The sequence below is a fragment of the Bradyrhizobium genomosp. I (2014) genome, assembly GCF_000261685.1.
Classification (GTDB): domain Bacteria; phylum Pseudomonadota; class Alphaproteobacteria; order Rhizobiales; family Xanthobacteraceae; genus Bradyrhizobium.
On the sequence record NZ_AJQE01000322.1, the window covers coordinates 1 to 7,232 of the forward strand.

General features: G+C 64.6%; 9 protein-coding genes. 6 read left to right on the forward strand and 3 right to left on the reverse strand.

The genetic code is table 11. The annotated features are described in order from the left end of the window. Together IC50_RS29200 and IC50_RS29205 are read right to left on the reverse strand one after the other, a co-directional pair. On the reverse strand, positions 1 to 518 hold a 518-nt coding region (locus tag IC50_RS29200; RefSeq protein ID WP_035712927.1), incomplete at its 3' end, for a CoA-binding protein. Between the two features lie 107 nt (positions 519 to 625). Further along, positions 626 to 1,450, reverse strand: coding sequence for an enoyl-CoA hydratase (locus tag IC50_RS29205; RefSeq protein ID WP_035712930.1), 825 nt, complete (start codon positions 1,448 to 1,450; stop codon positions 626 to 628). Positions 1,451 to 1,536: 86 nt separating this feature from the next. Between IC50_RS29205 and IC50_RS29210 the strand changes: the two genes are divergently transcribed. From IC50_RS29210 to IC50_RS29230, 5 genes are all read left to right on the forward strand, one after another. Next, positions 1,537 to 1,965, forward strand: a complete 429-nt coding sequence (locus tag IC50_RS29210) for a PaaI family thioesterase (protein WP_035712932.1) — start codon at positions 1,537 to 1,539, stop codon at positions 1,963 to 1,965. A 155-nt stretch (positions 1,966 to 2,120) separates the two neighbouring features. Then, positions 2,121 to 2,585, forward strand: coding sequence for a 50S ribosomal protein L13 (gene rplM, locus IC50_RS29215; protein WP_018642440.1), 465 nt, complete (start codon positions 2,121 to 2,123; stop codon positions 2,583 to 2,585). Between the two features lies 1 nt (position 2,586). Then, a complete protein-coding gene (gene rpsI / locus IC50_RS29220; protein WP_018642439.1) occupies positions 2,587 to 3,066 on the forward strand; it encodes a 30S ribosomal protein S9 in 480 nt (159 codons plus the stop codon). A gap of 229 nt (positions 3,067 to 3,295) precedes the next feature. Beyond that, the gene (locus IC50_RS29225) at positions 3,296 to 4,510 is read left to right on the forward strand and encodes a GGDEF domain-containing protein (protein WP_035712935.1); all 1,215 of its coding nucleotides are present in this window, start codon (positions 3,296 to 3,298) and stop codon (positions 4,508 to 4,510) included. A gap of 86 nt (positions 4,511 to 4,596) precedes the next feature. Then, positions 4,597 to 4,893 (forward strand): antibiotic biosynthesis monooxygenase family protein, encoded by a 297-nt coding sequence (locus IC50_RS29230; RefSeq protein ID WP_035673823.1) that lies wholly within the window; start codon positions 4,597 to 4,599, stop codon positions 4,891 to 4,893. A gap of 14 nt (positions 4,894 to 4,907) precedes the next feature. Here IC50_RS29230 and IC50_RS29235 read toward each other — a convergent pair whose 3' ends face one another. Further along, on the reverse strand, positions 4,908 to 6,059 hold the full coding sequence (locus tag IC50_RS29235; protein ID WP_035712937.1) for an AI-2E family transporter: 1,152 nt from the start codon (positions 6,057 to 6,059) through the stop codon (positions 4,908 to 4,910). 275 nt (positions 6,060 to 6,334) lie between these two features. Here IC50_RS29235 and IC50_RS29240 point away from each other — a divergent pair, with 275 nt between their 5' ends. Beyond that, on the forward strand, positions 6,335 to 7,108 hold the full coding sequence (locus IC50_RS29240) for a gamma-glutamyl-gamma-aminobutyrate hydrolase family protein (protein ID WP_035712940.1): 774 nt from the start codon (positions 6,335 to 6,337) through the stop codon (positions 7,106 to 7,108). The last annotated feature ends 124 nt before the right edge of the window (positions 7,109 to 7,232 follow it).

Here is a 7,232-nt window from a genome sequence, read left to right on the forward strand (position 1 = left end):
ATCCGATTGAGGGATAACCGCATGCCTTGCGTCGGCGCGGGTGGACGCTTCGAGCTCAGCGTGCGCGAATTGACGCCCATCCAGGAGATCTCCGACGACAAGCGGCCGTATTCGATCTTGGGGCAGCGATTCATCACCACCTTGATACCGACCGACTCTGCCTTTGCCGCCGCCGCATCGTCGCGCGCGCCGAGCTGCATCCAGATCACCTTCGGCAGCGGATCGAGCGTGAGCGCCTCCTCGATCACGGGCATGATGTGGCTGGAGTTGCGAAAAATGTCGATCATGTCGACGGGACGGCCGATGTCGGAGAGCGAGGCGACGAACGGCTTTCCAAGCAGCTCCTTGCCGACATGGCCGGGGTTGATCGGAATCATGTCGTAGCCGCGCTGCGCCAGATACTTGAACGCAAAATAGCTCGGCCGCACGTTGACCGGCGATGCGCCGACCATCGCGATCGACTTCACGCTGTTGAGGATGCCGCGGATGTAATTGTCGGGATAGGCGTCGTGGTTCATTCGTCGTTCTTCTTCCTTGTCATTGCGAGGAGCGAAGCGACGAAGCAATCCAGTCTGTTTCCGCGGAGGGATTTCCGGATTGCTTCGCTTCGCTCGCAATGACGATTTCACTCATCCCGCCATGTCGGCATGCGTTTCTCGATGAAGGCGCCGATGCCTTCCTCGGCGTCGCGCGCCATCATGTTCTCGGTCATCACCTCTGCCGCATAGCGATAGGCGTCTGCAAGGCTCATCTCGGCCTGGCGATAGAAGGCCTCCTTGCCGAGCTTGATCGTGTAGGCGGATTTCAACGCCACTTTCTGCGCCAGCGCAATTGCTGCATCGCGTTCCGTGCCGGCGGGGACGACGCGATTGATGAGCCCGATCTCGCGGGCACGCGCGGCCGGAATCGGCTCGCCCGTCAGCAGCATCTCCATCGCCTGCTTGCGCGGGACGTTGCGCGACAGCGCCACCATGGGCGTCGAGCAGAACAGGCCGATGTCGACGCCCGGCGTCGCAAAGCTTGCAGCCTCGGAGGCGATCGCGAGATCGCAGCTCGCCACGAGCTGGCAGCCAGCCGCCGTCGCAATGCCCTGGACGGCAGCGACCACCGGCTTTGGCAGGTGCACGACCGCCTGCATCATCGCGCTGCAGGCGGTCATCATCTCGGCGAAGAAGGCCCGGCCGCGGTCCGGATCGCTGCGGCGCGCGGTCAGTTCCTTCATGTCGTGGCCGGCGGAAAAGGCGGGACCGTTGGCCGCGATCACGACGCCGCGGACGGCCTTGTCGTTGCGGATATCGTTGAGCTCGGCATGCAGGCTCGAGATCATCGCCTCCGACAGGCTGTTGCGCGCGGCCGGGCGGTTCAGCGTCAGGACCGCGATGGGGCCTGCGGTCTCACGCAGCAGGATCTGTGGTTGCGGGGAGGGGGCGCGGGCGGCCGGGGCGGGCATTGACGCGATTTCCGTGGAATGATTGCAGTTGGATGACACGGATAACTTAATGTAACAGGGCAAGCGAAGCGAGGGTGGGGAACGGCATGGCGTTAGCGAAAATGAGCGTGGCGGAGCTCGAGCAGTTCCTCCGTGAGGAATTTCCCCAGGCCTTCAGTGGCGACGACATCACGATCGAGAGCGCGGACGGCCAGACCAGCCTGTTGCGTCAGCGCTATAGCGAAAGGATGCTGCGGCCGGGCGGAACCGTGTCGGGCCCGACCCTGATGGCGCTGGCTGATTTCGCGATGTACGTGGTGCTGCTGTCCGCGATCGGGCCGATCGGGCTCGCGGTCACGACCAATCTCAACATCAACTTCCTGCGCAAGGGCCAGCCCGGGCAGGATGTGCTGGCTGAGGCGCGGCTGCTCAAGCTCGGCAAGCGGCTGGCGGTCGGGGAGGTGAACCTTTTGTCCGGCACATCACCCGATCCGATCGCTCATGTCACCTCGACCTATTCCATTCCAACTGTTTGAGCTTTTTGCAGGTAATATGGCACCATATTTTTAAGTCATTGATTTTATAGATGTAATTTACTTCTTTGGACATTGACCATTGTGCGTCTCTTCTTTAGAAAGCCGCGCAGTCCGGTGCGGTGTTCGCGCCGATGTCTCCCTCACGGAATTCTGACATGAAAACCTTTTCGGCAAAGCCGGCCGAGGTGACGAAGAAGTGGGTGCTGATCGACGCCAAGGGTCTGGTCGTCGGCCGTCTCGCCACCATCGTCGCCATGCGGCTCCGCGGCAAGCACCTCCCGACCTACACCCCGCACGTCGATTGCGGCGACAACGTCATCATCATCAACGCGCAGCATGCGGTCCTCACCGGTCGCAAGCGCGAGCAGAAGACCTACTACAAGCACACCGGCTATGTCGGTCACGTCAAGGAGCGCACCGCGCGCCAGATCCTCGAGGGCCGTCATCCCGAGCGCGTGCTGGAGAAGGCCGTCGAGCGCATGATCCCGCGCGGCCCGCTCGGTCGCGTGCAGATGGGCAACCTCCGCGTCTATGGCGGGGCCGATCATCCGCACGAGGCGCAGCAGCCCGAGAAGATCGACATCGCCAAGTTGAACCGCAAGAACACGAGGGCCGCATAACATGGCCGAATCCATCCAGTCGCTCGACCAGCTCTCGCAGCTCAAGACGGCGGCCGCGCCCGAGGCGCCCAAGCACGAGAAGAAGGTCGACAAGTTCAATCGCGCCTACGCCACCGGCAAGCGCAAGGACGCGGTCGCCCGCGTCTGGATCAAGCCGGGCGCCGGCAAGGTCACCGTCAACTCGCGCGAGGTCGAGGTCTATTTCGCCCGTCCCGTGCTGCGCATGATGATCGAGCAGCCGTTCTCGGTGGCGCAGCGTTCCGGCCAGTACGACGTGATCTGCACGGTTGCCGGCGGCGGTCTGTCCGGCCAGGCCGGCGCGGTCCGTCACGGCATCTCCAAGGCGCTCACCTATTTCGAGCCGGAGCTGCGCTCTGTGCTCAAGAAGGGTGGCTTCCTCACCCGCGACTCCCGCGTGGTCGAGCGCAAGAAGTACGGCAAGGCGAAGGCCCGCCGGTCCTTCCAGTTCTCGAAGCGTTAATCGCTTCTGTCGCATTCACCGCGAAAGCGGCTTCAATGAGATGCAAAAGGGCGCTGATTTCAGCGCCCTTTTTGCTGCTCGTTTGTATGCAAATTGATGGCGTGTTTCCCGAAAACTTGGGCTCGCGCGAAAACCTGAATGGAACCCGCGGGACATAGCGTCGCATTCGGAAGGGCGCGCAAGTCGGATGTACCGATCGCGTAACTGCTATGTTCTAGAGGGGGCCGACATGATGTCGCTCGATAGCATCACGCTCTATTTGGTCGCCACCATGGTTGCCGCACTGCTCGGCGCCATGATGGTGTTTTTCGGCCGGCAGGAGAGCAGCCCGGCGCTGAAATGGTGGGGCTCCGCCTATCTCCTCGGTGCCGCCTCGGTCGCGCTGTGGACCGCGGCGGGCGACAGGCTGGGCCCCCATATTTACCTTGCGCTGAACGCCGTCGGTTTCGTCGCCTGCGGCATGGTGTGGAACGCGGCGCGCGTCTTCCACGGCCGCAAGCCAAACTGGCCCGGCCTCGTGCTTGGCGCGTTCGCCTGGGTCACTGCTGCGACGCTGCTCGATCCCGCGGCATCGATGCTGCGCATGCTCATCGGTGCCGGCATCGTCTCGGTCTATGCGGCGCTGACTGCGAGCGAGCTCTGGACCGAACGGCGCAAGAGCCTGCAACGGCGCTGGCCCGCCTTCGTGGTGCCGGTGCTGCATGGCTGCGTGTTGATGCTGCCGATCCTGCTCGGCAGCTTCCTGCGCCCGCACGATGCCGGTTTCTCCTCGAGCATCTGGGTCACCGTGTTCGCAGTCGAGCTCATACTCTATGCGGTCGGTACCGTGTTCGTGATCTTCATGCTGGTGTCCGAGCGCACGGTGACCGCGCACCGGACCGCCGCGTCGACCGATCCGCTGACCGGCATGCTCAATCGCCGCGGCTTCTCGGAAGCCTGCAGCCGCGTGATCGAACGCGAGGCCAAGGCCGGGCGGCCCGTGACCGTGATGATCTTCGACATCGACCATTTCAAGTCGATCAACGACCGCTTCGGCCATCCCGCCGGCGACGAGATGCTGAAGCTGTTCTCCACCGTCGTGGTCAGCAACTTGCGCATCTCCGACCTCTCGGGCCGCATCGGCGGCGAGGAGTTCGCCGCGCTCCTGCCGTGCTCGCTGGAGGAGGGCGTGCTGGTCGCCGAGCGCGTGCGCGAGGCGTTCGAGACCTCCGGCGTCGTGGTCGATGAAGGTCCGGTCGACACCACCGTCAGCATCGGCGTCGCCGGCGGTCCGGCCGGCACCGAGCTCGAGGTGCTGCTGGCCTCGGCCGACACCGCGCTCTACCAGGCCAAGCGCGGCGGCCGCAACCGGGTCGAGGCGGCCGAGGAGCTGCCGCTTTCGCTGGAGAACTGGCGCCGCCAGAGCGCGGCGCGCGCACCGCTGCCACGGCCGGCGACGGCCTGAGCAGGAACAAGGCGCCGTTTCGGCGCCTTTTTCTTTTTTGCCGGCTGCGGTAGACACGCCGATCGAACAAAAAGGGTGGAAAGCCGATGATCACCGAGATCGCGCAAATCGACGTCAAGCCGGGCAGCGAGAAGGACTTTGAGGCCGCCGTCGCCAAGGCCAAGGCCGCCTTCGGGCGCTCAAAGGGCTTTCACGGCTTCGAGCTGCACAAATCGATCGAGAAGCCGCAGCGCTACCGGCTGATGGTGAAGTGGGCGACGCTGGAGAACCACACCGTCGATTTCCGCGGCTCGGAGAATTTCACCGAATGGCGTGGTCTCGTCGGCCAGTATTTTGCCTCGCCCCCCGAGGTCGAGCACACCGAGACCGTGCTGACGACCTGACGGCCCGAGCCACGTCAGGCCGCCTCGGCCAGCGGCGGCGCCTCATACGTCTTGAAATGGTCGATCATGACCTTGGCGATGGCGACCAGTGGCAGCGCCAGCGCGAGGCCCCAGATGCCGAACACGACGCCGAGCAGGATCTGGAACGCGAACAGCGTGGCCGGCGGGATGTCGAGCGCCTGCCGCTGCAGGATCGGCGTCAGCACGTAGCTCTCCATGGCGTGCACGCCCATGAAGAGGAGAAAGGCCGACAAGGCGGGGATCCAGCCCGAGGCGAGGCTTGCCAGCACCACGATGACGCCGGCGATGATGGCTCCGACGGTGGGGATGAAGGCGAGCAAGCCCGCCTGGATTCCCAGGATGAACGCGCCGGGGATGCCGATGATCGCAAGCCCGATCCAGGTCACGATTCCGACCGCGATCATGACGACGATCTGGGCGATCAGCCAGCGCTCCAGCGTTTCGCTGATACGGTCGATGACGAGGGCGACACGGGTGCGGTGTCTCGCCGGTGCCAGGAACAGCAGGCCGTCGTGATAGACGCCCGGCTGGGCAGCGAAGGCGAGGCCGAGGAACAGCACGATGAAGATGTTGCCCACGCCGTGAATGGTGCCGAGCAGCAGCTTCAAGGTCTGGCTCACGATCGCCCCGCCGCTGGAGGCGAGCGCGCCGGCGCCGGGCAACGGGCCGCGCGAGGGCGCCGCCGGCGCGGGCGTCGCGTCCGGCGACGTCGTGTCCGAGGAGCCCGACGCAGCATTGCCGAGATCGAAGAAGCTGGTGTCGATGCCGTGGTTCTCGAGCAAGGACCTGACGTTCGTGATCTGCGACTTGATGGTCTTGCTCAGCACCGAGGCTTGTTCGGCGATGGTGGCCCCGCCAAGATAGGCGATGCCTGCGAGAAGCAAAGCGAGCGCGACGCAGACGATCGCAAGTCGGACCGTGTGAGGCAGGTGGACCCGGCGGCCGAGCGCATTGACCAGCGCGTTGAGGCCGAGGCCGAGCAGCATGCCGGTGAAGATCAGCAACAGGGTGGCTGCAAAATACCAGGTGAAGGCGAGCAGCGCGGTGAACAGCACGATGCCGATGCCGCCGACGGAAATCGCCCAGGCCTGATCCCGCGCCAGGTCGCTGCGGGTCCGGGGACGTTCATCTCTGGGAATCGTCACATTGGGTCCTTTTCGAGGGAGGCGGCGCCAGGCGCACTCTTTCGCGAAATCTCGCCGGGGATCAAGCGGGGCGCGCGCCGGTTTGGCGCGCCCGTCGTCGCTGCGGGGCCGCGGGCCCCCTCCGAGTGATCGGACTCGCCTCCGCCCGGCCTGCCACGGCGGTCCGGGCATTTGCGCGAAAATAGCATTGCCGTCCCGCGATCCCTTCTGTTGAATTTGTTCCATCGGAGGGGCATCTTTGCAGAATCTTCTTACCTGGAGGCACGGAACGACAGATGAGAAAGCCGGTCGTCGGCGTGATCGGGAATTCCCATCGCGTCGAAAATCGATTTCAGGTCCAGATGGTCGGCGAGCGAAACCTGCGCGCGGTGGCCGAGGTCTCCGGCGGCTTGCCGGTCATGTTCGCGGGCTCGCCTGATATCACCGATATCGCGGCGCTGCTCGATAGCGTGGACGGCATCATCCTCACCGGCGCCCGCGCCAATGTGCACCCGACCCGTTTCAACGTCGACCCCTGCGAGAAGCACGAGCCCTACGACATCCACCGCGACGAGGTCGCGTTGGCGCTCTCGGTTGCCTGTGTCTCGCGCGGCATCCCGCTGTTCGGCATCTGCCGCGGCCTGCAGGAGATGAACGTCGCCTTTGGCGGCTCCCTGCATCCCGAAATCCGCGAAATCCCGGGCCGCATGAATCACCGCATGCCCCGGCTCGACAATGGCGAGATTCACCCCGATCCGACCGTGGTGTTCGCCGACCGCCATGACGTCGACCTGACGCCGGGAGGCGCCTTCGCAAAGATTCTGGGATGCGAGAAGATCAGGGTCAATTCGCTGCACGGCCAGGGCATCCTCGATCCCGGCAAGCGCGTCCTGATCGAGGGCGTCGCCGAGGACGGCACCATCGAGGCGATCCGCATCGCCGAAGCCCCGGCCTTTGCGCTCGGGGTGCAATGGCATGCGGAGTACGATCCGCAGCATAACCCGATTAACCGCAAGCTGTTCGAGGCCTTTGGCGAAGCCCTGGTCGAGCGGCAAAAGGCGGCGGCGTAGACGGGATTGCGCGGCCCCGTCGGCTCGCAATGACGGGGACTGGGCAACTGCATCGGTCTCTCGCTTGGTTTTTTCAATCAGCAGACACGCCTTCGCATTCCCGCGGCGCGTTTCGCCCGAGCTT

What these genes read in the sequence shown, in the direction of transcription:
- rplM (WP_018642440.1), top strand. Translation starts at nt 2,121, where the DNA reads ATGAAAACCTTTTCGGCAAAGCCGGCCGAGGTGACGAAGAAGTGGGTG.
- IC50_RS29205 (WP_035712930.1), bottom strand. Translation starts at nt 1,450, where the DNA reads ATGCCCGCCCCGGCCGCCCGCGCCCCCTCCCCGCAACCACAGATCCTG.
- IC50_RS29230 (WP_035673823.1), top strand. Translation starts at nt 4,597, where the DNA reads ATGATCACCGAGATCGCGCAAATCGACGTCAAGCCGGGCAGCGAGAAG.
- rpsI (WP_018642439.1), top strand. Translation starts at nt 2,587, where the DNA reads ATGGCCGAATCCATCCAGTCGCTCGACCAGCTCTCGCAGCTCAAGACG.
- IC50_RS29240 (WP_035712940.1), top strand. Translation starts at nt 6,335, where the DNA reads ATGAGAAAGCCGGTCGTCGGCGTGATCGGGAATTCCCATCGCGTCGAA.
- IC50_RS29210 (WP_035712932.1), top strand. Translation starts at nt 1,537, where the DNA reads ATGGCGTTAGCGAAAATGAGCGTGGCGGAGCTCGAGCAGTTCCTCCGT.
- IC50_RS29225 (WP_035712935.1), top strand. Translation starts at nt 3,296, where the DNA reads ATGATGTCGCTCGATAGCATCACGCTCTATTTGGTCGCCACCATGGTT.